This window comes from Achromobacter sp. 77, assembly GCF_020541125.1.
GTDB lineage: Bacteria > Pseudomonadota > Gammaproteobacteria > Burkholderiales > Burkholderiaceae_B > Achromobacter > Achromobacter mucicolens.
Genome location: NZ_CP059848.1, coordinates 3006665 through 3031087, shown reverse-complemented (window position 1 = coordinate 3031087; position 24423 = coordinate 3006665). Strand labels below are relative to the sequence as shown.

General features: G+C 67.2%; 22 protein-coding genes. 8 read left to right on the top strand and 14 right to left on the bottom strand.

Annotated elements, in window-relative coordinates:
- Positions 1–9: 9 nt before the first annotated feature.
- The gene (locus H4P35_RS14010; protein WP_255615953.1) at positions 10–3336 is read left to right on the top strand and encodes an autotransporter outer membrane beta-barrel domain-containing protein; all 3327 of its coding nucleotides are present in this window, start codon (positions 10–12) and stop codon (positions 3334–3336) included.
- A gap of 26 nt (positions 3337–3362) precedes the next feature.
- Here H4P35_RS14010 and H4P35_RS14005 read toward each other — a convergent pair whose 3' ends face one another.
- The gene (locus H4P35_RS14005; protein WP_226845962.1) at positions 3363–3929 is read right to left on the bottom strand and encodes a hypothetical protein; all 567 of its coding nucleotides are present in this window, start codon (positions 3927–3929) and stop codon (positions 3363–3365) included.
- A 299-nt stretch (positions 3930–4228) separates the two neighbouring features.
- Here H4P35_RS14005 and H4P35_RS14000 point away from each other — a divergent pair, with 299 nt between their 5' ends.
- A complete protein-coding gene (locus tag H4P35_RS14000; RefSeq protein WP_226845960.1) occupies positions 4229–5059 on the top strand; it encodes a DUF4189 domain-containing protein in 831 nt (276 codons plus the stop codon).
- Positions 5060–5153: 94 nt separating this feature from the next.
- Here the strand turns inward: H4P35_RS14000 and H4P35_RS13995 are convergent, their stop codons facing one another.
- From H4P35_RS13995 to H4P35_RS13980, 4 genes are all read right to left on the bottom strand, one after another.
- Positions 5154–5990: an alpha/beta fold hydrolase gene (locus H4P35_RS13995; RefSeq protein WP_226845958.1), complete on the bottom strand. Its 837-nt coding sequence runs from the start codon at positions 5988–5990 to the stop codon at positions 5154–5156.
- 142 nt (positions 5991–6132) lie between these two features.
- Complete coding sequence (locus H4P35_RS13990; protein ID WP_152384540.1) at positions 6133–6516, bottom strand: response regulator transcription factor; 384 nt, start codon at positions 6514–6516, stop codon at positions 6133–6135.
- Positions 6517–6632: 116 nt separating this feature from the next.
- A complete protein-coding gene (locus H4P35_RS13985) occupies positions 6633–7283 on the bottom strand; it encodes a response regulator transcription factor (RefSeq protein ID WP_056318538.1) in 651 nt (216 codons plus the stop codon).
- Complete coding sequence (locus H4P35_RS13980; protein WP_226845956.1) at positions 7280–9244, bottom strand: ATP-binding protein; 1965 nt, start codon at positions 9242–9244, stop codon at positions 7280–7282. The genes H4P35_RS13985 and H4P35_RS13980 overlap by 4 nt, the downstream gene beginning before the upstream one ends.
- A 225-nt stretch (positions 9245–9469) precedes the next feature.
- Here H4P35_RS13980 and H4P35_RS13975 point away from each other — a divergent pair, with 225 nt between their 5' ends.
- The 4 genes from H4P35_RS13975 (at position 9470) to H4P35_RS13960 (ending at position 12854) form a co-directional block, all read left to right on the top strand.
- Entirely contained in the window at positions 9470–9988 is a 519-nt protein-coding gene (locus H4P35_RS13975; RefSeq protein ID WP_226845954.1) for a Dps family protein, read from the top strand.
- Positions 9989–10053: 65 nt separating this feature from the next.
- The gene (locus H4P35_RS13970) at positions 10054–10557 is read left to right on the top strand and encodes a redoxin domain-containing protein (protein WP_056318540.1); all 504 of its coding nucleotides are present in this window, start codon (positions 10054–10056) and stop codon (positions 10555–10557) included.
- On the top strand, positions 10554–11093 hold the full coding sequence (locus H4P35_RS13965) for a thioredoxin domain-containing protein (protein ID WP_226845952.1): 540 nt from the start codon (positions 10554–10556) through the stop codon (positions 11091–11093). The genes H4P35_RS13970 and H4P35_RS13965 overlap by 4 nt, the downstream gene beginning before the upstream one ends.
- Positions 11094–11288: 195 nt before the next feature.
- A complete protein-coding gene (locus H4P35_RS13960) occupies positions 11289–12854 on the top strand; it encodes a hypothetical protein (protein WP_226845950.1) in 1566 nt (521 codons plus the stop codon).
- Positions 12855–12874: 20 nt separating this feature from the next.
- Here the strand turns inward: H4P35_RS13960 and H4P35_RS13955 are convergent, their stop codons facing one another.
- From H4P35_RS13955 to H4P35_RS13935, 5 genes are all read right to left on the bottom strand, one after another.
- Positions 12875–13363: a heme-binding protein gene (locus H4P35_RS13955; RefSeq protein WP_226845948.1), complete on the bottom strand. Its 489-nt coding sequence runs from the start codon at positions 13361–13363 to the stop codon at positions 12875–12877.
- A gap of 112 nt (positions 13364–13475) precedes the next feature.
- A complete protein-coding gene (locus tag H4P35_RS13950; RefSeq protein WP_180098693.1) occupies positions 13476–14090 on the bottom strand; it encodes a response regulator transcription factor in 615 nt (204 codons plus the stop codon).
- Positions 14087–15526, bottom strand: a complete 1440-nt coding sequence (locus H4P35_RS13945; protein ID WP_370638923.1) for a sensor histidine kinase — start codon at positions 15524–15526, stop codon at positions 14087–14089. Before H4P35_RS13945 ends, H4P35_RS13950 begins: the two co-directional genes overlap by 4 nt.
- 56 nt (positions 15527–15582) lie before the next feature.
- A complete protein-coding gene (locus H4P35_RS13940; RefSeq protein ID WP_152384535.1) occupies positions 15583–16737 on the bottom strand; it encodes an HPP family protein in 1155 nt (384 codons plus the stop codon).
- A gap of 110 nt (positions 16738–16847) precedes the next feature.
- Positions 16848–17300 carry a MarR family winged helix-turn-helix transcriptional regulator gene (locus H4P35_RS13935; protein WP_142055105.1) on the bottom strand — a complete coding sequence of 151 codons (453 nt, stop codon included), beginning with the start codon at positions 17298–17300 and terminating at the stop codon, positions 16848–16850.
- 82 nt (positions 17301–17382) lie between these two features.
- Between H4P35_RS13935 and H4P35_RS13930 the strand changes: the two genes are divergently transcribed.
- Entirely contained in the window at positions 17383–19188 is a 1806-nt protein-coding gene (locus tag H4P35_RS13930; protein WP_226845945.1) for a chloride channel protein, read from the top strand.
- Here H4P35_RS13930 and H4P35_RS13925 read toward each other — a convergent pair.
- Complete coding sequence (locus H4P35_RS13925; protein WP_226845943.1) at positions 19166–20104, bottom strand: LysR family transcriptional regulator; 939 nt, start codon at positions 20102–20104, stop codon at positions 19166–19168. The genes H4P35_RS13930 and H4P35_RS13925 overlap by 23 nt on opposite strands.
- A gap of 166 nt (positions 20105–20270) precedes the next feature.
- Between H4P35_RS13925 and argC the strand changes: the two genes are divergently transcribed.
- Positions 20271–21203: an N-acetyl-gamma-glutamyl-phosphate reductase gene (gene argC, locus H4P35_RS13920; protein WP_226845941.1), complete on the top strand. Its 933-nt coding sequence runs from the start codon at positions 20271–20273 to the stop codon at positions 21201–21203.
- Positions 21204–21252: 49 nt separating this feature from the next.
- Here the strand turns inward: argC and H4P35_RS13915 are convergent, their stop codons facing one another.
- From H4P35_RS13915 to H4P35_RS13905, 3 genes are all read right to left on the bottom strand, one after another.
- Complete coding sequence (locus H4P35_RS13915) at positions 21253–22242, bottom strand: tripartite tricarboxylate transporter substrate binding protein (protein ID WP_226845940.1); 990 nt, start codon at positions 22240–22242, stop codon at positions 21253–21255.
- 78 nt (positions 22243–22320) lie between these two features.
- Positions 22321–23373 (bottom strand): hydroxyacid dehydrogenase, encoded by a 1053-nt coding sequence (locus H4P35_RS13910; RefSeq protein WP_175155543.1) that lies wholly within the window; start codon positions 23371–23373, stop codon positions 22321–22323.
- 129 nt (positions 23374–23502) lie between these two features.
- Entirely contained in the window at positions 23503–24402 is a 900-nt protein-coding gene (locus H4P35_RS13905; RefSeq protein ID WP_226845939.1) for a LysR family transcriptional regulator, read from the bottom strand.
- Positions 24403–24423: the final 21 nt, after the last annotated feature.

The window sequence follows — 24423 nt, the reverse complement described above, 5'->3', positions numbered from 1 at the left end:
GGCGTGGCGTTGCTGGCGCCGGTCTCTGCGCTGGCGGACATCATCGGTGAAAGCGGTGTGGCCGGCCTGGGCGGCGCGACTGGCATGCGGGGCGGCGACGGCGGCGCGGGGCACACAGCAGTCGTGATCACGGACACCACGCCTTTCGTCAACGTGGAACGCCTGATCGGCGGCGCCGGTGGCGGCGGGGGTGGCGGCGGCGGGGGCGGGGGCCAGGTAAGCGGCAGCGGCGGCGCCGGGGGCAATGGCGGCCAGGGCGGGCACGGCGTCGAGCTGGCCGCGGACGGCGCCGTGCTGACCAACCGCGACCTGCTGCAAGGGGGGGCCGGTGGCGGCGGCGGCGGCGGCGGCGGCAGCTCGTACAACCGGGGGTCGGCCGCAGGAGGGCGAGGCGGCGATGGCGTGGGCGGCGCGGGCGGCGGCGGCGGCGGCGGCGGCGACATTCCCTTGGAGGGAGTGCCTATGCTGCCAGGCGACGGTGGCAACGGCGGTCAGCCAGGGTTGGATGGGATCGCGGGCAACTATCGGTATGGCGGGGGTGGCGGTGGGGCGGGAGGCAGCATCAATCCCTTTGGTTGCGGAAGCGGCGTCGGCGCCGATAGTGGTTGCGGGGGGGCGGCCGGGGACGGCGGCGGTACAGACTTGGGCGGGGCCGGCGGGCAGCCCGGCGCGTCCACCAACCTGAATGGCACGGACGGCGAGCACGTGGTGTCGAACCAGACCGGCGCCGGAGGCGGCGGGGGGGGCGCACCCGGCGGCTTGGGCGGTAGAGGCGGCGGCGCTGTGGGCGGACCTAATGGGTCAACCGCTGGCGGCACGTCCTTGGGCGGCTATGGCATACACGTCCTGGGCGCCAACACCGTGATCACGAACGCCGGCCGCATTGTCCCGGGCACGGGGTCGGCGCAATCGGTGGCGATCCTGTACGCCGACACGGCCCACAATTCGGTGCTGCGGTTGCAGGCCGGCAGCGAAATCCAAGGCACTGTGGACGCCACACGATCCACCAACAACACGCTCGTGCTCGATGGCGAGGCGGGCGTTGACCCGATCACGGGCGCGTCAATGGCCTTCGACGTCTCGAAGCTGGGCGCGGCGGGGGGCGTTGGCGCCACCAACGACGTCTACCAGGGCTTCTCTGCGTTCGAGAAAACTTCCGAAGGCACCTGGCAGTTGGCCAATGCGCCCACGCAGGCACGCACGCCGTGGCGCATCAAGGGCGGCACCTTGGCCATCGCCAGCGGCGACAGTCTTGGCAGCACGCTCGATGCCGTGACGCTGGACGGCGGAACGCTGCAGCTTCAGGACGATGCGGCCCTCCACCATGATGTGGTCGTCAACAGCACCGGCGCGATCGACATCGAAGACGGACAGCAATCGGTGCTGCATGGGGTGCTGGGCGGAGACGGCAGCCACTTTGCCAAGACGGGCGAGGGAACCCTGGCCATCGCAGCAGACGGCAACTTCCACGGCGTGACGCAGATTGACGGCGGCACGCTGCAACTCGGCGCGGGCGGCACAAGCGGCGCCATCGGAAACGGCGCCTTCATCAACCACGGCAGGCTGGTGTTCAACCGCGCGGATGACGTGGTGATCGGCAACGCGATTGCAGGCACGGGGGACGTGGTGAAAGCGGGCCCGGGCCTGACGACGCTGACGGGCCCGCTGACTTACACCGGCTTGACACACCTGTACCAGGGCGAACTGGCCATTGACGGTACGACGCTGGGCTCGATGTCTAGCGTGGCGGGCGTCATGGCAAAGCTCCCGCCGCAACACACGCTGACCTTGCGCAATGCAGAGTTGAACGGCTGGATGTATTTGCCGGACACGTTGAATGTGGATGCCTCCAGCCGCTGGAACATGTTCACGGACCCGGACAATCCCGCATTCAATCCCGCATACGCGACCACCGGTCACGGGACCGCAATCAGCTTCGCTGGCGAGATCAACCTTGCCGGCCGCATCAACTTCATGCCGCCCGGCACGGCCAATGGCCCATCTGGCGGCACCGTGCTGGTCGCCAACAATCTGAACGGCCAGGGCGGTATCGTCCAGCTGCATGTGCAGTCGACGGAAACCGGGTTCACGGATCTCATTCGGCTCGGCGGCGGCGCCGTCGGAACGACGCATCTGGTTCTGCAAATGGGTGAATCCTCCGTTGGGGACGCGCTTACGGGCGACGGCGTGATGGTGGTCCAGGCAAATGGCCCGACCGACAACGCGTTCGTGCAACGGGAGGAAACGCCGGGCGCTAACCGCAGAGGGGCTTTTCTTTATCGGTTGCAACACGGATCAAGTGTCGTCAATGGCGTGCAGGCGTCTCCGCATAATTGGTATGTGCGCACCGAAGCGCGGCCCGAGGTTTCGCTGTATTCCCAACTGGGCAATCAGGCCGCGCGCCATGGCGAACTGACCGTCGGCACGCTGAACGAACGGATGGGATCCACCGAGAGCCTGGCCCGCAAGGTTTACCCCTTTGTGTGGGCGCGCGCCCTGGCCGACACTGGGCGCAATCGCGGCAATAGCACCGGACTGGCCGCGCAGGACATCGCGACGCGCTCCAGCCTGGCGGGCGTCCAGCTTGGAACCGACGTGTATGTGAATTTCCAAGGCTTGTCGCGCCGCAGTGCGGGGGTGTTTGCGTCTGCCAGCACCATGAAGACCGACGTGGACCATTATCTGAACGTCAGCAATGAAACCGTCGATGCGGGGCGTAGCAATCAGTCGGCATACAGCCTGGGTGGCTACTACACGCTGCTGGACGGAAAGGGCGGTTATCTGGATCTGGTCACGCAGGTCAGCCGCTACGACGTCAAGGCGAACTCGGCGGCCGGCGCAGGCCAGTTGAACACCACGGGTTGGGGCGGCTTGATCTCGGCGGAGGCTGGAAAATCGTTCGCCGTTGGCGACGAAGCCAGCAACCCCCGGCTGGAGCCCCAGGCGCAGGTGATCTATCAACGGATCAGGTTCTCGGACAGCCAGGACGTGGCAAGCGCGGTGGCGTTTCCCGGTGTGAACAGCTTGACCGGCCGGCTGGGCATGCGTCTGTCCAAGACATGGGACGACGATCCCGCCAAGGTCAGTACGGCGTGGGCGACGGTCAATCTGCTGACCACCGCCGGCCACTCGTCAAGCCGCTATGCCACGGCCACGCAGGGAGACATCACCTTCAAGAACAAACTTGGCGGGCCGCGGGTGGGTCTGACGCTGGGGTACGACAGCCTTGTGGGCGGCAACACCTTCCTGAATGTGCAAGCCGGTACCGAGCAAGGCGTCGGCAGCCGCAAGTCAAGCAGCTACAACCTGAACGCCGGGATCAAGATCATTTTCTAGCGATTGCGGATCATCCCGCCGGGCGCTCAGTTCACCACGTAGTTCTTGGCCTCGGCCTCGCCGGCCCATTTGCGCAGGGCCGAAATGAACTCCGGGCACACATTGCCGTCCACGCTGGTGTCGACGATGACGCTGTCTTTCATGCGCATCAGCACCTTGCATTCGTAGATGCGCGTGCGGTTGGCATAGTGGCCCGTGGTGTTGGTCTGAAATACCGGCGTGGGCGCCGCATTTCTGTTGCCGGGGATCATGCCCACGACCTGTTGGCTGCTGCTGTCCACGACCCATTCCGTGTACGGAGCGGACTGGAAGTCGGACCATTCCAGCTCCATGGTGTTGCCGACCGCACGAACCTTGGAAGGCTCGCCCAGCGCCGCGATCGCGTCATCGATGGAGCGGCCTTCCATGTTCTTGGCCACGTTGACGCTGGGCGAGAACGAAAGCCCGGACTTGAACACCTGGCTGAGCGAGGGCAGGGTGGAACTTCCGCCCGTCGGCATCGGTGCGCAGCCGGCCAGACCCAGCACGGCAACGAGGCCCGCAACCAGGAGAATCGATCCGCGGTTTCGGTTGGAATGCTGAGGCGACTTCATGTGTGTTGTCCAGGTTCCCGAGCCGACCTGCCTCTATAGGCCGAAGGACGGACCGCTTGTCTCTATTCGTGACGGAGGGCGGGTAAAGCGACTCCGGTTGCGCAGGGCGACGGAGTAAACGCAACGCTGCGCCGCGTCGTGAAGTGCGACATTTTTACCGAAAAACGGGGCCGGAGTTCGTCAGGCGATGTGTTAATTTTGTTACCTAATATGCCGCAACGTCCATGCATACAGGGACGGAACCGGGGCCGGCTGCGCTAAGATCGTCCCCGCCCAATCCACTGGACTTTGTGACGATCATGCCCGCTCGCTTTCAATTCCTGATCCGTGCCGCATTTGCCGCCCTGGCCTTGGTGGCAGGCATGGCCTCGCCCAACGCGCATGCCGAGAAGCTGTACGGCGGCATTGCCACCGACGGCAAGCATTCGCGGATTTACTGGGTGTTGCCCGAAACCGGCGGCAAGTCGGCAGAAGCGGCCGCGCTTGCCGAATGCCGCAAGGCGGGCGGCAAGGAGTGCAAGGTGCTGAGCTGGTTTTCGGACAGTTGCATGGTGTACGCCCGCAATTCCGTCCAGGATCTTTTTCCCGGCAACAGCGTGTCGCCGGAGATGGCGGCCAAGAAGGCGATCCGCCGCTGCACGGCCGGCAGTCCCGACGGGAAGTGCCGGTTGACCACCATGCCGCTGTGCGTGGGCCCGGGCTACAGCGCCGCCGACATGCGGGCGCCCCTGCGGGCCTCGAAGGCGGAGCTGGAAAGTCTGTCCGCGAAGTTGAACCAACGAGAATACTGGGGCGCCATCGCCGAAAACGACACCGGCGGACTGGTGTACTCGGATGGCTATCCCAACGAAAAGGACGCCCTGTCCAAACTGCTGGACTGGGAAGACTGCAAGGACTGCCGCAAGGTGCTGACGTACACGGACAGCTGCGTGGGGATGGCGTGGGCCAAGGGGGCCAAGGGCCGCGGGACCAGCTTCACTGCGCTCAACCCTGATCCGAAGACCGCCCGCGACGAGTCGCGCGCGACGTGCACGGCCAAGACCGGCAGCCCGGCCTGCGTGGCAATGGTGCGATGCTCGGGCCGCGCCTATATCGACGGCTACGCCGGCGAGGACGAGAAGCCGAACTAGGCTCGGTGGCAAAGGCCATTCCCGGCCGGGCAGCCCGAAGCTACAGGCGAAAAAAAGGAAGGCGTCGCCTTCCTTTTTTGTTTTCACCGGACGATCAGCCCTTGATGAACGCCAGGAGGTCGGCGTTGATCACGTCCGCATGGGTCGTCAGCATGCCGTGCGGGTAGCCGGGATACACCTTCAGCGTGCCGTTCTTGAGCAGCTTGACCGCCAGGCGCGACGCGTCGTCGATGGGCACGATCTGGTCGTCATCGCCATGCAGCACCAGCGTGGGCACCGTGATGGCCTTCAGGTCCTCGGTCTGATCGGTTTCGGAGAAGGCCTTGATGCCTTCGTAATGCGCCTTTGCGCCGCCAATCATGCCCTGGCGCCACCAGTTGTTGATCACGCCCTGCGAGACCTTGGCGCCTTCCCGGTTGAAGCCGTAGAACGGGCCGGCGGCCACGTCCAGGAAGAACTGGGCGCGGTTGTCGGCCAGTGCCTTGCGAAAGCCGTCGAACACTTCGATGGGCGTGCCGCCGGGATTGGACTCGGTCTTGACCATGAGCGGGGGTACAGCGCTGACCAGTACGGCCTTGGCGACGCGGCCCTGCGGCTCGCCGTGGCGGGCCACGTAGCGGGCGACTTCGCCGCCGCCCGTGGAATGGCCGATGTGCACGGCGTTGCGCAGATCCAGGTGCTGGGCGACTGCGGCGGCGTCGGCCGCGTAGTGGTCCATGTCGTGGCCTTCGCTGACCTGGGCGGAGCGGCCATGGCCGCGACGGTCGTGCGCAATGACGCGAAAGCCCTGGGCGAGGAAGAACAGCATCTGGGCGTCCCAATCATCGCCGGACAGCGGCCAGCCATGGTGGAACATGATGGGCTGGGCCGTCTTGGGGCCCCAATCCTTGAAGAAGATTTCAACGCCGTCGGGGGTGGTGATCGTGCTCATGTCGGGTTCTCCGGGGTTAGTTGGACCGCAGGGATAGACTAGGGCCTTATGCGCTGCCGGGAAATCCTACGCTGGGCTTGGCGCGTCATACGAAGGTATAAGCGGGGTTTGGCGCCGGATGTGTCCAAACCGCCACCACCGCCTATCGGGCTGGTTGGCAGCCTTGCAATGCGTGCGCGACGCACCGCGCCATCGCTTCGCCATCAACGGGCTTGTCCAGGTAGGCACACGCGCCCAGCGCGAGCAGCCGCTGCTTGGCCGCCTCGGTGGGAAAGGCGGTCATGAAGATCAACGGGAACCGGCGCCCGGCCGCGATGAGCTCGGCCTGGAGCTGATCGCCCGTCATGGGCGACATCTGGACATCGGTGATCATGCAATCCGGCTCTTGGGCATGCGCGTCGTTCAGGAATTCGGGGCCCGACCCGTAGGCCCGAACCTCGTAACCGAGCGAGCGCAGCAGGCTGGAGAGCGCGATCCTGACCCCATCGTCGTCGTCGACAACCGCGATAGTGGGAATGTGGTTCATATCAGAAAATCCTTCGGGCCGGTCGGGTCACGATACGCATCCGATGTCCGGCATGTTCCGTTATGAACCTTTGCGCCTGCCGCGGAAATCATACAGAGGTTTGTCCCAAGCGCGGGTCAGGGCGCGGAAATGCCCAGCGCCTCGGCGTGGCGGACCAGGTCGGCCAGCGACCGGACCCCCATTTTGCGCATGACGTGGCCACGGTGAATCTTGACCGTGATCTCACTCAGGCCGATCAGGCCCGCCACCTGTTTGTTCATCAGCCCGGACACCACATGCGCCATCACCTCGCGTTCGCGCGGGGTCAGCGTCTCGTAGCGGGCGCGCAGGCCGTCCATGGCCGCATCGCGCGAACGGCGCTGCGTGTCGCGTTCGATGGCGGCGGAGACGGCGTCCAGCATGTCCTGTTCGCGAAAGGGTTTGGACAGAAAGTCCACCGCGCCCGCTTTCATGGCGCGCACGGTCATGGGGATGTCGCCGTGCCCGGTGATGAACACGATGGGCAGATCGATGCCTTGGCGCACCAGCTGATCCTGGAAATCCAGGCCGCTGATGCCCGGCAGGCGCACGTCCAGGACGATGCAGCCGGGCGCGTCGGGAATCTGAGTCTGCAGCAGTTCGGCGGGCGAGGCGCACAGGGTGGTGCGCAGGCCGATCGAGCGGAACAGGCTGTCGAGCGAAGCGCGGACGCTGGCCTCGTCGTCGACGACGATGACTTGCGACTGCGGGGCGGCGCTTGCGGCGCCGCTGGCGGTGCGGGTGTTCATGCGGAAGATTCCCCCTGGGTGGCGGCGAGTGTCAGCGTGAATGCGGCGCCCGCGCCGGGCGTGTTGTCGACGGTAAGGCTGCCGCCATGGGCCTGCGCCGTGGTTCGGCAGATCGGCAGGCCCATGCCCATGCCTTGCGGTTTGGTGGTGAAAAATGGATCGAACAGGCGTTCCACGTCGCCAGGCGCGATGCCGGGGCCGGTGTCGCGCACCGTGACCGCGACGCCCCCGTCCTCGTGGCGGCGCGCGCCGACGGATAGCTGGCGGGCCTGAAACTGGCCGGCCATGGCCTGGCTGGCGTTGACCATCAGATTGACCATCACCTGCTGCAGCTGGATCCGGTCGCCCAGGACGGGCGGCAGGCCCGGTTCGATGTCGACGTTCAGCGCCACGCGCTCGCGGCTGAGCTCGTGCGCGACCAGGCGCGTGGCTTCCTCGATGACGGCGCCGATGTCCAGCGCGGCCTGCTGCACCGGCGCCTTGCTGAGGAACGCGCGGATGCGCTTGACGATTTCGCTGGCGCGCCGGCCTTCGGAGATGATGCGCTCCATCGCCAGCTCGACCTCGCGCAAGTCGGGCTGCGGACGGCGTAGCCATCGCATGCCCGCGTCGCCGCTGGTGACCACCGCCATCAGCGGCTGGTTGACCTCGTGCGCGATGGACGCGGTGAGCTCGCCCAGGGTGGCGACGCGCGCGGCGTGCGCAAGTTCGGTCTGCGCCAACAGCAGCGCGTCCTGCGCCTGCCGGCGTTCCGTGATGTCCACCACGAAAACCAGCACGGCGCCGTTCACGTCGTCGGCGGGCGGAAACGTGATGGTGAACAGCACCGGCACGCGCGCGCCGTCCGCATGCACGACTTCGGTTTCGCCTTCGTGAAAGGCGTCGCCCTGGGCAAACGCCGTCAGCGACCGCGCGAACATGCGGTCGTCCTCGCAGAGAATGTCGTCGACCGAGTACGGTCCGGGCTCGCCGGCCGGGCGGCCCACCATCGCCAGGAAGGCGGGATTCATGTCATCCACCTTGGTCAGCTTGCGGACCTGGCCGATGAATTCGGGATGGCGCGCCAGATGGGTGGTGAGGGCGGGGCCGTCCATGAGGCCCAAGGCGGTCAGTTCGGCGCGCACGGCGCGCCAGTCTTCCTGGATGACGCCAATGCGGCTGGCGTCGAACATGCGGCGGTAGCGCCGTTCGCTGCTGACCAGTGCGGTGTAGGCGGCCTTGCGGTCGGTGACGTCGCGGTGCGTTTCCATGACGCCCGTGACGCGCCCATGATGATCACGCTGAAGCACCCAGCGGCTTTCCAGCACCAGCGTGGCGCCCGCCCGCGTCTTCTGTTCAAGCGTGCCGTCCCAGCTGCCGGTGGCAAGCAGTTCGGCCTCGATGGCTTCGCGCCGGTCCGGATAACGCGTCTGCAGCAGCGCATCGGCGACGCGGCCCAGGGCCATGCTGGCGGGCCAGCCGTAAGTGTCTTCGGCGGTGCGGTTCCAGAAGGTGATGACACCCTGGTGATCGCGCACGAAGATCATGTCGTGTGACAGGTTGAGCAGCCGCGCCTGCGAGGCAAGCCTGCGGGTGGCGCTTTGGTTCTGCAGCGCCAGCAGCGCGGTGATGCCGATGGCGGCCAGGCTGACCAGCGCGCGGGCAGTGGGCGAGCCCACGTGGTTCAGGCCGTGGGAATTCAGATAGGCCGCGATGGTGAGCAGGATGCCGCCCGCGCCCGCCATGATGATGTCCAGGCGCCGCGAGGTGCGCGCGGCAAGCAGCACGACCACCACATAAAGCACGGCCACGGCGCCGTCAAAGTCGGTGAACGTGTCCACCAGCGCAATGGCCAGCGCCAGCAGCAGGGCGGCGGCACGGAACAGGAACTGCATGCGGCGCATGCCCGTGGTCTGCGGCGCGCCGGGACGCACCGGTTGCGGCGGCTGGCCTGACGCGCTGCCGAGTGTCGACGTGAGCAAGATCCACCTCTGGGTAGGGGCGCGCGGGTCGGGCGGAAATCCAGGGGCGCGCAATGAGACCCGCACATTATCAGCCATGTTTGAAAGAAAACACCCGTATTTCCTGGGTAAACCTTCGTATGACTGGAGAAAACGATGAGCCGATTTTGCCGGCGCGGCGCCGTGGCTATTCTGGTTTCCATCGGGAATCGATACCCGATTCGTGAAGCCAACCCGGAGAATTCCATGAACGATCTTTCGCTTCAAACCCGCATCACCGCTCCCCTGCGCACGCCCACCGATCTGGGCGCCGAGGCCAGGGTCGACATCGCCGCCGCCCTGACGGGCCTGCTGGCAGACATGTTCGCGTTGTATCTGAAGACCAAGAACTTTCACTGGCATATGTCGGGCCCGCACTTTCGCGACTATCACCTGATGCTCGACGAGCAGGGCGACGAGATCTACGCCACGACGGACGTCATTGCCGAACGCGCACGCAAGGTGGGCGGCACCACGCTGCGTTCGATCGGCCACATCCAGCGCCTGCAGCGTCTTGCCGACAACGACGCCGATTACGTGACCCCCGGGGACATGCTGGCTGAGCTGGCCGACGACAACCGCCGACTGACGGGCTTTCTGCGCGCGACGCACGCCGTGTGCGAGGCCCACAACGACGTCGCCTCGACCAGCCTGATCGAGAACTGGATCGACGAGGCCGAACGCCGCACGTGGTTCTTGTACGAGTCGACGCGCGCCCAACGCTGATCCCCAGCCGGTCGGCTGCCGTCCAGACCCTTGCGCCGCGCGCGGCGCGTCCAGGAGACGTTTCCATGTCACACGACTACCCCGCGGCCGCCTTGCCAGCCGGCACGGCCGCCCCGTCCTTCGCCTTGCCGGCCACGCCGGACCAGACGGTTGCGCTGGAAGAACTGCGCGGCCGGCCGTTGATCCTGGCGTTCTATCCCGCGGACTGGAGCCCGGTCTGCGGCGACCAGATGGCGCTTTACAACCAGATCCTTCCCGAATTCCACAAGGCGGGCGCGCAGCTCGTCGGCATCTCGGTGGACGGCGTCTGGTGCCACGCTGCGTTCGCGGCCGATCGCAAGCTGCATTTCCCGCTGCTGGCTGATTTCGAACCGAAGGGCGAGGTTGCCCGGCGCTACGGGGTCTACCGCGAACCGGAAGGCATCGCCGAGCGCGCGCTCTTTGTGATCGATGCAGAGGGTGTCATCCGGTGGAGCTACGTGTCGCCGCTGGGCATCAACCCGGGCGCCGACGGCATCCTGGACGCGCTCGACAAACTGGCCCCCGCCTTGCAAGGAGTGCAATCATGAGCCGCTTGTTCATTCCCGTGAATGCGCAGGACCACATCCAGGGGCCGGAAGGCGCGCCCGTGACGCTGGTGGAGTATGGCGATTACGAATGCCCGTATTGCGGCGAAGCCTATCCGGTTTTAAAGGCCGTACAGCGCGCGCTGGGGGACCAGATGCGCTTCGTGTTCCGCAATTTCCCGATTTCGGAATTGCATCCGGACGCCGTCGCGGCCGCTGAGTTTGCCGAGGCGGCCGCGCAGGCGGGCAAGTTCTGGCAGGCGCACGACCTGCTGTACGAGCGCCAGCATGCCCTGACGCAAAACGACCTGTTCGCCTACGGTGCGGAAATAGGCCTGTCGGCCCAGGTGCTTTACCGCGCCTTCGGCGGCGCGTTCGATTCCAAGATCGAGGTGGACTTCAGCGGCGGCGTGCGCAGCGGCGTGAACGGCACGCCGACCCTGTTCATCAACGGCGTGCGGTATGACGGGGCAAGGGATGCCGACACGCTGGTCGCCGCACTCACTGCGGCGGCGCGAGAGGCTGCGGTCCACGCGTGAATGAGGCAAGGCCCCGCACCCGGCGGTCTCGTTGCCCGCCCGGGGCTGCCCGCCCGGGGCTGCCCGCCCGGGGCTGCCCGCCCGGGGCTGCCCGCCCGGGGCTTAAGTCTGGCGTTTCCGTGCCGTTACATTTCTCAAGGAAACCCCGGCCGGGCGGGCGAACATGCCGCGCGGCCGCCAAGAGGAAGACACGCCATGACATCCGTTGCCTCCGTAGGCGCCGTGACCACGATCGGCCTGACGCCGCCTGCCACGGGCGTGACCCGGGCGGGCGATCCGCCCGAGATCGCCGCGGCGCCCGCCTCCACGACGGTGACGCTGGGGCAGGGCACGGCCCCCGCGTTGACCTACACGACGCAGCCCGCTGCGACGGGCGTCGTCTGGGAGCGCGAGGCGTCGGACAAGGTTTCCGCCGTCATGGCCGAAACACTCGCGGCCCGCACGCTGGCTGGCCGGCTCGAGGGCGTGGCCTCGGCGCTGCTGGAGCGGTTCACGACCGATGGCGGCAATTACCTGCAATCGGCGCGGATGCTGCCGGGCGCCGGACAGGTAGGCGCCCTGGGCGCCGTGCAGACCGGTTCGGCCGGCCAACCCGAAGACGCGTACACGCTGCGCATCACCACCGCCAGCGGCGTGAAGGTGGAGGTGGGACTGCGCAACAGTGCGGACGGTCTGGAAGTGCAGATCGACGTGGCCGAGGGCGAGCTTTCGGAAACCGAGCGCAAGGCGATTGCGGGTCTGTCCAAGGCGTTCCAGGATGCGGTGGATGGCCTGGCGTCGGTGCCGCCGCGCATGGCGTGGTCCGGCCTGGCCAAGTTTGACACGGCCGTGCTGTCGTCGGTCTCACTGCAAGCCACGACCACGGCCAATGGCGTCATCTCGCAATCCGTCGAGTTTTCCGCGGACAGCAAGCAGCGCTCGCTGGCGATCAAGAGCGCCGAGGGCGTGGTGAAGGTCGACGTCGACGTGAGCAAGTCCGCGCTCTTTGGCAACGCCCAGCAGCGCGCCGCTGCCGTCAGCGACTACCTGCAGCAGTTCGACGCCGCGCGCACCCGGGGCCGGGGCAACGAGGCAATGATGTCGCTATTCAAGGACGCTTTCGCCGAACTGCACCAGAGCTACGAAGCGGGCGCGGCACCCTCCAGTCAGGCGCCGCGCATCGCTGCGGCCGGCTACACGTACCGCAGCCTGCTGTCGGGCGTGGCGGACTTCTCGGCCTCGATCTCGCAGAATGGCGACGCGAGCAATCCGTACAAGACCAGCGAAGTCGACCAGTTCACGTATCAGGTCTCGCAAAGCAGCAGCGTGAGCGGCCGGCCGTTGTTCGATCTGGGCGTCAGCCAGGAGCAGCGCGCCAATCTGTCCGCCAGTTATCACACCGCGCTGGCGCCGCAGCAGACGCTGGACCTGACGCGCGACAAGGAGTCGCAGAACTACCGATTCTTCCAGATCAGGGACGAGGTCAGGAGCCAGACCAGCATCCGCTACGAAGCGGGCATGCTGGCCGAGGCGAACCTGACGCATACGCGCAATCTGTCGACCCGCATGCAGGCCTACGTGAAGGGCGAGCTGATCGAAGACACCCTGACGCCGGTGCTTGAGACCACCACGCGCGATCTGATGTCGCTGGTGCGCGCCGCCGAGCTGGAGCCGTCGGAAAGCGAGCGTCTGCAACGCCGCGATCCGGCCGCCGCGGACGCGTTGCTGCTGAGCAAGCACCTGGCGCTGGCGCGTGCCGTGGCCAGGGACCGGCAGCCTTAATCCAGGGCGCGGCCGCGCGCTTACTTGAACAGCGCGGCGTTTTCTTCCAGCACGGCATCGGCGCATTGCGCGTCCAGATTGCCGCCGGGCGCCCCGGCCACGCCAATGGCGCCGATCACACTGTTGCCGGCCTTGATCGGCACGCCGCCACCCAGCAGCAGGAAGCCGGGAATGTCGGTCAGGTTGGCGGCGCCGGGATTCTTCTGCGCGTTTTCCATCATGGTGAGCGTGGGCGTTTTGGCCGACACGGCCGTGAAGGCCTTGGCGCGGCTGGCTTCGATGGTGTGCGGGCCAGCGTTGTCGGCACGCGCGAACGCCTTGAGCAGGCCGGCGCGGTCCACGACGGCGGCGCTGACGTTGTAGCCCTTGGCCTGGCAGGCGGCGACCGTGGCAGTCGCCAGCTTCTGTGCGTCGGTCATCGACAGGTTGCTCTCGCTCAGCACGGCGGCATGGGCGGCGCCGGCAAAGGCCAGCGTGGAAATCAGGGCGGCAAGCGAAAGCTTCTTCATGGTCTGCATCCTTTGTGAGGTGTTGCGGTAGGAGCAGACAGTGTGGCCAAAAGGCCGAAAACCCGGTATACGCCCGACTACGCGCGCGCCTCCGTAGCGCTACGGAGGCGTATCAGTCGAGCAGGGTCGCGTACTGGCGGATCAGCTGCGCGAGGGATTCGGCTTCCAGCTTCGCAAAGACGTTGGCGCGATAGGTTTCGACCGTGCGCGGCGACAGGTCGAACTCGCGCGCGATTTCCTTGTTGCTCATGCCGCGCACGATGCGCGCCAGAACCTCGTGTTCGCGCGCCGATAGACGCGCCAGGCGGTCCGCCGCCGCCTGCGTGAGGGCCAGGCGTTCACGGCTGGCGATGTGCGTGCGCACGGCCGCCTGCACCGCATCCAGAAAGACATCGTCGTCGACCGGCTTCTGCAGGAACTCCATGGCGCCGCCCTTGAATGCACGGCGGCACAGGTCCACGTTGGCGTGCCCGGTCAGCATGACGACGGGCAGGTCGGACCGGTCGGCAAGCTGGGCAAGCACGTCCAGGCCGCTGATGCCGGGCATGCGGATGTCCAGCACCACGCAGCCGATCACGGGCTGCGCCAGGGCATCCAGAAACGCCGTTGGGTCGGCGTAGCCCGCGCTGCGCAAGCCGACGCTGCGCAGCAGCAGTCCAAGGCCATCGCGCACCGCATCGTCGTCATCCACCAGATACACGAGCGGGGAATGGTCGTTGGGATTCATGCGGCGGCTCCGGCTTGCGGCAGGCTGACGGTGAAGCAGGCGCCCGCGGGACTGAGGTTGCGCGCGGCGATGCGGCCGTCCATCGACCCGGCCAAGGTATCGCACAGGGCAAGACCCAGGCCCATGCCCTGGTCGCGGGTGGTGTAGAACGGCGTGAACAGGCGCGGCATTGCATCCGCGGCGATGCCGGGGCCGGTGTCGCTGACGCTGAACTGGTACTGGCCGTCCACCACGCGGCCTTCAAGGGCGATCTTGCGCGCGCCGGTGGCGCCATCCAGCGCGTCCGCCGCGTTCTGCACCAGATTGTGCAGGATCTGTTCGAGGGCCACGCGGTCACCCAGCGGGCGCGCGCCGGGGCTGGCGTTGGTCCAGGTCAGCCGGATGCCTTGTCTAGCCAGCTCCGGTTCGCGCAGGAAGCGCAGCGACGCGATCATCGCCTCCGGATCGATGGCTTCGCGCCGCGCGGGGGAACTGGGCTGCACCAGCGCGCGCATGCGGCTGATGATGTCGGCGGCGCGCTTGGCTTGTTCGGCGCTGGCCAGCAGCGCATGGCGCACGGCGGGGCGCTCGTCTTCGTCATCGAGCAGACGCTGGGCGGCACGGGTTTGCGCCAGGATGGCGGTCAGCGGCTGATTGAGTTCATGGGCGATGCCGGCGGCCATTTCACCCAGCGTGCTCAGGCGCGCCATGGCCGACAGCCGCACTTGCTCCTGCTGGCGGCGCGCTTCGGCGCGCGAGCGTTGCCAGGCGGCTGCGCCGGCCACCAGCAGGCCGCTGGCCGCGGCCCATCCGAGCCAGACGGCCCAGGGCCAGGATGCGGGCGTCAGCGTGCGCGTGCTGCGCATCTGGAACGGCTGGCTGGCCGCGCCCAGCGGCTTTTGCAGCGCCAGCGTCCAGCCGGCCAGAGACGCGTCGGGCTGCTTGTCCAGAAGGGGTAGCGGCTTGCGATCCACCGTGAGGGTCAGATTGCCCAGGCCCGGGGGAAAGTCAGCGGCCGGCACGAGGTGGCGCGCGTCGATCAGCAGGCTCCACCCCGATGGGGACACCAGCCAGTAGCGCGCGTCGTCCACGGCGACGGTGACGGGCCGGTCCAGTTGGCGCGCGCGTTGCACCGCGGTGGTCAGGCCGGCGGGCTCGGGCAGGCTGCCCGACCACACACCACCCGGCAGATAGCCCAGGCCCAGAAGCTGGGGCAGGGCGGGCTGCAGGCTGGGAAAAAGGCGCTCGGGAGCGGGCGGATGCGACAGCGCGGCCAGCGTGGCGAGGACGGCTTCGTGCTGCACCGTCTTCTGGCTCAGCATGCGCTGGGCGATGCTGGTGCTTTGGAAGAAGCGCTCGTACTGATCCGCGTACTCCTGGCGCGCGATCCAGATTGCGCCCAGACAGAAGAGGACCAGCCAGCAGAGAAAGGTGCGCGCGCGGGATAGGGGATTCACGCCGGCCATTATGCCTTGCGGCAAACCCGCGCCGGAATCCGTAGGGCTACGGAGGCTCAGGCGGCCAGCTTGTGCGTGCCGGCGGGCTGGGAGTTGGCCGAAACGGCCATCTGATACAGCGCAGCCACCAGGTCGGACTGCGTCACCAGCCCCTGCAGATGGCGGCCCTCGTCCAATACGGGCACGCAATGCAGGCTGTCCGACATCGGGCGCGCCAGCTCGATCACGGGCAGGCCGGGCGTGGCGAAAGGCACTTCGCTGCGCATGCAGTCGGCGACCAGCAGATCGGACGCGAAGGCGGCATCCGTGGCGACGGGCGCAGGGCGGCTCTTGCGCGCCAGCACATCGCCCTGGGCAATCATGCCCGCGTAGCGGCCTGCCGAATCCAGCACCGGCAGCGCCTGCAAACGGTGCTTGTCAAAGAGCCGCACCGCGTAGTCCAGCGGGTCCTTTTCCAAGACGGTCACCACGTCGCGCGACATGATGTCGGCGCATCGCACATCGCCAAAGCGGCGCACGCTGGCGCGCAGTTCGGCAGCGAGCACAATGTCTTCCAGATCTTCCTTGCTGATGTCCAGCAGCTCGCCGCGCTGGCTCAGCGCTTCGTCAAGGTCGGCGCGCGAAAAGCCCAGCCGCGCGCTGGGGATGGGGTCGCGCGTATGGTGTCCGGCGGCCGGTTCGGCGTGGCGGCGGGGGTAGTTGCGTTTGAGCGCGCCGTTGAAGACGACGGCGATGGCAAGAAGAATGACCGAATTCAGCGCCACGGGCCACAGCGCGAAACCGTAGCCGAGCTTGGCGACGGCAGGTCCCCCCAGCACGGCGGTCAGCGCGACCGCGCCGCTGGGCGGATGCAGGCAGCGCAGGGAAAACATGGCCCCGATGGCCAGGGCCACGGCGACGGCGGCGGCAACGCCGGGCAGGGGAATGAATTGCGCGCAGAACACGCCGATCAGGGCCGACACGAGGTTGCCGGCCATCAACGACCAGGGCTGGGCGAGCGGACTGGCAGGCGCGGCGAACAGCAGCACCGCCGACGCGCCCATCGGCGCGATGAACCACGGATTGTCCGCGCCCAGCGCGTGACGACCCACCCACTCGGTGCAGAACAGGCCGAGCAGGGCGCCGACTGCGCCGTACAGTTTTTCGCGTCCGTTGACGCCCACGGGCGCTGGCGCGAACGAGCCCAGCCAGCGCTTGATTGCAACACCCAAGACAATCTCTCCTCGCGACGCATTGATATGTCGCGGGGCGACAATTTATCACGAGGCGCATTACCTGACGGCATGAGCTTATGCCAAACAGGTGTAAGGGAGAGGGGGGATCAGTCCTTGCCGTTGTCGGCGCCCATGCGCGCCAGCAATCGCGTCAGAAGCGGACGCATGGCGTGCAGTTCTTCGAGATGCGAGGCGGAGAGGTTTTCCAGCATGCGCTCGCCCTTGGCGGTGAGCACGACCTCGACGCGGCGTCCGTCTTCCGGGTCGGCTTCGCGGCTGACCAGGTCCAGCCGCGCCAGACGGCCCACCAGTTCAGCCGCGGTATGCGGGCGGATCAGCAGGCGGTCGGCGATTTCGCCAACGTAGAGGCCCCGGCGTCCGGGAGCGCCTTTGCGCGTGCCCTTGATGGCCAGCAACGCCTGATGCTGCTGCGGCATCAGGTCCAGGCCCGCGGCCGCGCTTTCACTGAAGGCCGCGAATTTTCGCAACGCATAGCGAAAGTCCGCGAGCAGTTCGTAGTCTGCGGGAGACAGGCGAGAGGGGGTCTTGGAGGCGTTCACCGCGCGATTCTAATATATGTCGTGCTACGATATATATGACTTTTCTCAAATTCCGTGCGAATACTCCCAAGTTGCTTTGACCATGCCTCCCATTTCCTCTTCCGCCCGGCCCGGACTGCGGCTCGGCGACTTCACCACGGACCGGCGCGTCGTCCTGCTGATGGGTCTTGCCATTCCCGTCGGCCTGGCCAGCGTCGCGGCCGCCTGGATCCTGTTGCGCCTGATCGCACTTTGCACGAACCTGGCCTATCACGGCCTGTTTTCCTTTGTCGACCTGCCCATCACCACTGGCCGTCTCGGGTGGGGATCGGTGGCCATCCCGGTGATCGGCTGCCTCATCATCGGCCTCATGGCGCGCTACGGCTCAGAAAAGATCCGCGGCCACGGCATCCCCGAAGCCATGGAAGCCATCCTGATCGGCAAGAGCCGCATCCAGCCGAAGGTGGCGGTGCTCAAGCCCGTGTCGTCGGCGGTGTCCATCGGCACCGGCGGCCCGTTCGGCGCCGAAGGACCCATCATCATGACGGGCGGCGCGATCGGGTCGCTGCTGGCGCAGACCATCCACCTGGACGACGGCGAACGCAAGACACTCCTGGTCGCCGGCGCGGCGGCCGGCATGACGGCCATCTTTGGAACGCCCCTGGCCGCGGTGTTGCTGGCGGTTGAACTGCTGCTCTTCGAATGGAAGCCGCGCAGTTTCCTGCCCGTGGCCGTGGCCGCGCTGGTGGCGGCTGCAACGCGCGCCTTCGTCATGGAGCCCGGCCCGATCTTTGCGTATGCCGGCACGTTTGTCTTCACGCCGTGGCATCTGGTGGCGTGCGCCGCAGTCGGCGTGCTGGCGGGCCTTGGGTCCGGCGTGCTTACGTCGCTGGTGTATGCGGCCGAAGACCTGTTCGAGAAGCTGCCCATCCACTGGATGTGGTGGCCCGCCATCGGCGGACTGGCCATCGGCATCGGCGGCCTGATAGAACCCGCCGCGCTGGGCGTGGGCTACGACAACATCCGCCACATGCTGGCGGGCGATCTGGCGTTCCAGGCGGTGCTGGTGCTGCTGGTGGTCAAGGTTGCGATCTGGTCGATTGCGCTGGGGTCGGGCACGTCCGGCGGCGTGCTGGCCCCGCTGCTGATCTTTGGCGGCGCGCTGGGCGCGTTGGCGTCGCCCGTGCTGCCGCAGGCAGACCCGGGGTTCTGGGCCCTGGTGGGCATGGCGGCGATGATGGGCGGCACGATGCGCGCGCCGCTGACGGCAACGCTTTTTGCCGTGGAGCTGACCGGCAACCTGCAGGCGCTCTTGCCGGTGCTGTCGGCGTGCGTGTTTGCCTATGGCGTGACCGTGCTGCTGCTCAAGCGGTCGATCCTGACCGAGAAGATCGCACGCCGCGGCCACCATATCAGCCGCGAATATCGCGTCGATCCCTTTGACCTCTTGCGTGTCGCCGACGTGATGACAAGCCCGGTGCAGACGCTGCCCGACACGATGACGGTGGCGCAGGCCGTGACGCATTTCACCACCGCGCAGCCCGTCCACACGAGCTATCCGGTGCTGGACGCGCAAGGTGTCGTGGTGGGCGAGGTGACGCGCGCCGACACGCTGGCGTGGGCATTGCAAGGAGAGCCGGACGACCGGACGCTGGCGCAGGCGCTGGACGGGCGCGAACTGGTGTTCGGCCATCCCGATGAACTGGCCAGCCAGATCGCCGACCGCATGGCGTTGTCCGGGGCGGGGCGCGTGCCGATCATCGACCGCGATTCCGGCCGGTTGCTGGGCATCGTGGGCCGTAAGGACCTGTTCCGCTCACGCGCGCGCCGGTTGCGCGAGGAAAGCCAGCGGGCGGCGTTTTTCCGCCGTGGCGCGTCTGCGCCGGTCAGGCTGCGCAAGACGGGCTGAGGCGGTTCGATGACGACGCCGCGGCCTTGCCGCCCGATGCGCGCAATTCCCACAACACGTCCAGCACGTGCTGCGTGGCCGCTTCCACTTGCCCGGCGCGATGCGCGATGCCCAGCGGCCGCCACAAGGCGGGCCGCACCGGCCGCATGATGACGCGCGGATCGGGTTGCGGCGCGGTCGCCTCATGCGGCAACAAGGTCGCGCCATAACCGGCGGCCACCAGGCTCTTGATGGCGTCGTTGTAGTTCAACTGGATGCGCGCGCGCGGGTTCAGACCGGCGGCCATGAACCATTCGCCCGTCAGCCGCGACAGGCGGGTGCTGGCGTCGTTCAGGATCAGCGGCCGCTCGGCCAGCCACGCGGGCGTGAGGCGCGCGGGCGCTTTCCAGGACGCGGGCAGAAAGGCCATCACCGGATCGCGGCGCCACGGTCGAAGCACAAGTCCCGTCATGGGCGGCTGTGGCAGCGCGACGAGTCCCACGTCCAGTGTCCCTTCGGCCAGCCTCAGCAGCGTCTCCTGCGAGGTCAGTACCGCCACCTGCACGTCGATGCCGGGATGATCGCGGCCCAGCGTTTCCAGCGCTTGCGGCAGCAGATGCGCGATGGCCCCAGTGGAGGCCCCGAGCCTCACGCGGCCGGCGAGCCCTTGCACCTGCCGCTGCACGTCGTCCAGCGCCTGGTCCGCCTCGGCAAGCAGGCGGCGCGCCCGTTCCAGCAACGTTTCGCCGATGGGCGTGGGCCTGACCTGACCGCGTTTGCGCGTCAGCAGCGGCGCGCCGACGCGGGCTTCCAGGTCTGACACGTGCAGGCTCACGGTGGGCGGCGCCAGATGCAGCGCACGCGCGGCGTCGGCAAACGAGCCGAGGTCGGCGATGGCGACGAGGGTGCGCAGACGGTCCAGGCTGATTTCGCGCATGAGGGATTCCGGGATGGGTTTCGGTGGCGGCGCCGCCGCGCCTTTGTCATTCAGAGAAACTGAATCAAACGGTCATGATATTCGACTTTTCTTATCTGCTGGCGGGATCGAAGATGACGTGCATTCCTGAACAAATCAGGCAACGCCCAACCATCCGGACCGCACCATGACCCAACCTCTAGTTTTCATCGACGGCGACCAGGGCACGACAGGCCTGCAGATCCACGAGCGGCTGCACGGCCGCACCGACATGCGGTTGCTGACGCTGCCCGAGACCGACCGCAAGAACCCGCAGCGCCGCGCCGAGGCGATCAACGCCAGCGACATCGCGATTCTGTGCCTGCCCGACGAACCGGCGCGGCAGGCCGCCGCCTCCGTCGTCAATCCCAAGGTCCGCATCATCGATGCCAGTTCCGCGCACCGCACGGACACGGGTTGGGTCTATGGTTTTCCGGAAATGCGCGCGGGTCAGGCCGAGCGGATTGCGCATGCGCTGCGGGTCAGCAACCCGGGCTGCTATCCCACCGGCGCCATCGCGCTGCTGGGGCCGCTGGTGCAGGCCGGGCTGGTGCCCGCCGACTATCCGGCGGTCATCAACGCCGTGTCCGGCTACTCGGGAGGCGGGCGCGCCAGCGTCGATGCCTACGAAGGCGCGGAAGGCGCGCGCGGGCCCGCGTTCCAGGTCTACGGCCTGGGTCTGGCTCACAAGCACACGCCCGAGATCGAGCGGCATGCGGGCCTTACGCAGCGTCCGGTGTTCGTGCCGTCTTACGGCGCTTTCCGCCAGGGCATCGTCCTGACCGTGCCGCTGCACCTGCGCCTGCTGCCCGCCGGCGTGGACGCCGCGGCGCTGCATGATTGTCTGCAACAGCACTACGCGGGCGCCGCCCATGTTCAAGTCGTGCCGCGCGACGAGGCCGTCACGCACGCGAACCTGGATCCCCAGGCGCTGAACGGCACGAACGACCTGCGGCTGGGCGTGTATGGCAATGCCGCGCACGGTCAGGTGCTGCTGACCGCCGTGTTCGACAACCTGGGCAAGGGCGCATCGGGCGCGGCAGTGCAGAATCTGGATCTGATGCTGGCCGCGATGCGGTGATGGGGCGCGTGCAAGCCGGGCAAGGCCATGGGGCCTTTGCCCGGCCCATTTACTTGTCGAGCCAGGGCGCTTCCTTCCAGAGCTGGCGGAATTGCGCTTCGCCGGCCGAAAGTTCCTTGGCGTATTCCGCGGGCGGCAGGTAGTGCAGCGGTGCAAACATCTCGCGGGCCTTGGCTTGGAATTGGGGATCTTCCACCGTGCGCTGGACGGCCGAAACCAGCTTCGTGCGGACCTCGTCCGGCAAGCCCTTGGGCGCGGCCAGGCCGCGCAGCGAAGGCAGTTCGAAGTCGAACCCCTGTTCCTTGAAGGTGGGCACGTCGGGCAGCGCGGCAGAGCGGGTATTGCCCATCTGTCCCAAAAAGCGCAGCGGCGTGCCCCCTTTCCGGTACTGAAGCGCCTCGCCCACGTTGATGGCGCCGATCGTGATCTCGCCGCTTGCCAATGCGCCACGCACCTCGCCGGCGCCCTTGTACGGGATGTGGCTCAGTTTGGTGCCGGAGGCGCGTTCGAAACGGAGCATGGCCAGGTGGTCGTCCGAGCCGGTGCCCGTGGTGCCGACGGTGACCTTGCCGGGATTCTGCTTTGCATAGGCAGCCAATTCCGCCAGGTTCTTGATCGGATTGTCGTTCAGCACCGAGAACGCGCCCGGATCATCGATCAGGTTGCCGAGCAGATCGTAGCTTTGCCACGTGAAGTCCGTCTTGCGCTCGATGGGAATCGTCAGCAGATTCGGCGTGTTGATGAAACCGATGGTGTAACCGTCCGGCTGAGCGCGCGCCAGTTCCGCAAAGCCGATGGCACCGCCCGCGCCCGGCCGGTTCAGCACCACGATGCGCGCGTCGCCGCCGAGGTACTTTTGCAGGAAGGGCGCCATCATCCGGGCGACCAGGTCGGTGCCGCCGCCCGGTCCGTAAGACACGATCAGGTTGATCGGCCGTTCGGGATAGCCGGCCGCCTGCGCGGCGCCGGAAAACAGGGCGGCGCCTGCGAGCAGGGTAGCCAGGGTGCGCAGCGTGCGGCGCTTGGTCTGTTGTTGCATGGTTGTCTCCTTTGGATGTTTTTGCGGTCACGGCCTGTCGCGTGCCTTGCGGCGCCGGCAGGCACGAATGCCGCGTTGTTATGTCAGGCTGGCAATGCGCTCGGCAGCCCGGGGCCAGACCTCCGGGTTGACGAGTTGCGGCGGCCGCTCGCCGCGCAGCATGGCGGCAAGCTGCGTTGCCGAGGAACGGGCGACGCTACGGCGCGCTTCGTGCGTGACGCCCGCGGTGTGGAAGGTGGCGACGACGTTGTTCAATGCCAGCAGCGGGGCCGACCGGCCGGGCGGTTCCTGCTCCCATACGTCCAGCCCGGCGCCTCGCAGGTGTCCGCCCCGCAACGCGTCATGCAGCGCGCTTTCGTCATGAATGCCGCCGCGGGCCGTCGAAATGAACACCGCGCCGGGTTTCATCGCCGCAAAGGCGCGCGCGCCGAACAGGCCGCGCGTGGAGGCGTCCAGCGGGCAATGCAGCGAGACGATATCGGACTGCGACAGCAGTTCGTCCAGCCCGACCGGTTCAGCGCCGCGCGCGCGGATGGTCGCGGCGTCCAGCAGCGGATCGTGGGCGATGACGCGCAGACCAAAGCCTTGGGCAATGCGGGCCACGCAGGTGCCGATCTTGCCAATGCCCACCAAGCCGATGACCGCGCCGTGGATCTCGTGGCCCATCAGGTCTTCGCGCGAAAAGCCGGTGTCATGGCGCAGGCGGTTATGCGATTCGACGATCCGGCGTTGCACGGCCAGCAGCAGCGCGTAGGTGTGTTCGGCCACGGACTCGGCGTTACCGCCGGCCTGGTTCACGACGGCGATGCCGGCGGCCGTGCAGGCTGGCACATCGATGGTGTCGTAGCCCGCGCCGCCCGACGAGACGCACACGAGGTTCGGGCACTGCGCGATCAATGATTCGCCGACAAACCACTGGCGCGGCAGCTCGTCCTTGGCCGCGGACACATGGTAGGCATGAGCGGATTTCAATCCGGCAAGCGTGCGGGCGTCGTCGCCCTTCGCGGGAAGCACCGACAGCGCGATGCCGGGCGTGGCGCCGATGATTTCGTCAAATACGGGGTTCAGCCACAGGTCCAGGCGAACAAGCCGGGCGGGGCGGTCGTGCGGGGTGAATCCGGAATCCGGCATGGGGCCTTATCTCCAAGTCAGTCCGACTGGACTCTACGCCCGCCAAAAGGGGAGATAAAGCGAATAATTTTCTGCTCAATAGAACGCTTTTGTGAAACTGTCGAGACCTTCACCGAGAGGCACTTGCGCTCACACCATTCCCGAGGGCGCATGAAAATCCAGGCAGGCCTCGGCGTGCGCGCGCAGCGTTTCCAACATGGGCCGCGTGTCGTCGCGGCGCCATTGGAAGGTGTAGGTAAGGGGGCGCAGGGGCGCGAATCCGGGCAGGGGGTGCAAGTCGCCCCGGTCGATCAGGATGCGTGCCCAGGCCGATGGCAGGAAGCCCAGCCCCAGGCCTTGGCGGAGCATGGCCGCGATGCCGCCCCAACCGTTGCAGCACTGGTTGCGGCCCGGCGACACGCGTTGCTCGGTCAGCCAGTCGTCCAGGACGCGGATGGCGCCCGAGCTTTGCGGCAGGGTGATGAGCGTCAGGCCGGGCAGGTCGGCGGGGGTGAGCGTCTGGGGATTGGGGACGGCGCCGGTTGCGGCCACCCATTCGAAGTGGGCGCTGCCGATGACGCGCGACGCGATCGACGGCCGGGAAGAGGGGCCCGCGATGACGGCAAAGTCGAGTTCGCCTTCTTCGAGGCCGCGCTCGACCAGTTCGCCCACGCCCACGAAGGGCTCGACCAGCAGATCGGGGTGGTCGAGTTGAATCACTTCAATCAGGCGGGCCATCCAGGTCAGTGACGTCAGCTCGCCCGCGCCAAACCGGCAGCGGCCCGAATAGCTGAGGTTGTTGCTGGCCTGCTGCATGAACTGGTCGGCGTTGCGCAGCAGATCCTTGGCGTGCGGCACCAGCTGTTCGCCCAGCGCGGTCAACGTGGCGCTACGGGCGCTGCGGCTGAAGAGTTCGGCCCCGATGGACGATTCCAGTTCGCCAATCCGCTTGGACAACGACGAAACCGAAATATTCAGCCGGTTCGCGGCGATGGCAAAGTTCTTGCAGGTGGCGGCCCAGTAGAAGGCTTCGAGTTGCTTGAGCGTCATGAGAGGATGTAATCCGGCGGA